Source organism: Mesorhizobium sp. WSM4837 (assembly GCF_055811435.1).
Genome location: NZ_JBVVQE010000222.1, coordinates 1 through 747, shown reverse-complemented (window position 1 = coordinate 747; position 747 = coordinate 1). Strand labels below are relative to the sequence as shown.

The 747-nt window shown below is 60.1% G+C and carries 1 protein-coding gene; it reads right to left on the bottom strand.

Features of this window, described 5'->3' with window-relative positions; translation table 11 throughout:
* Positions 1–687, bottom strand: a 687-nt coding sequence (locus tag AC0L3D_RS36830; protein WP_473647549.1) for a Crp/Fnr family transcriptional regulator, incomplete at its 3' end; no start/stop codon positions are given.
* Positions 688–747 lie beyond the last annotated feature (60 nt).

Genomic DNA, 747 nt, shown 5'->3' with positions numbered 1-747 from the left:
GCCGAAGTGACGTTGCTCCTCGTCGCCATAGGCGCCATGTGTGAGCTTTATCATTCCAGCACGGTCGACGATCGTGATCTCGCCGCGCCTGGCGTGAACCAGCCCCCGATACTCCAGCATTTGCAGGGCGGTGGTAACGCCGGGGCGCCGAGAGCCGAGCATAGTCGCCAGAAATTCATGCGTCAGCTGGATCTTGTTTCCCTCGGTTCGGTCGTGGACCATCAGCAACCAGCGGGCCAGCCGTTCCTCGATCTTGGAATGGCCATTGACCAGTGCCGTTCGCGACGACTGGACAAGGAAGGCGTGGGCATAGGCAAGCAGCGACGCGCCAAGCGACTGGCTCTTTGCCACCTCAGACTGAAGATTCTCAACCGGCAGGCACCAGCCATTGCCTGCGACCTGGATGTAGGTCTCATTGGGAGAGCTGTCTTGGCCGAGAATGACGGCAACGCCTGTCATGCCGTCATAGCCAATGATCCCGACTTCACTCTGCCGCCCTCCAGTCATGGTGGCGACCACCGAAGCGATACCCGCTTCTGGAAAATACACATGCTCGATCGGCTGATACGGGACCTCCAGCTGGGCTTTGAGGTCGAGTTGGACATGATGCATTGACGGCAGCAGCAGCGCGAAATCCTCTGGGGAGAGGGCTTTCAGCAGATGATTGCGAGGAAGGGACTGGGACACGGCTCTCTCCCGGACGGGCAAGAGCACGTACCCTCTCACTGTCGGCTGCATCCGCAGCAC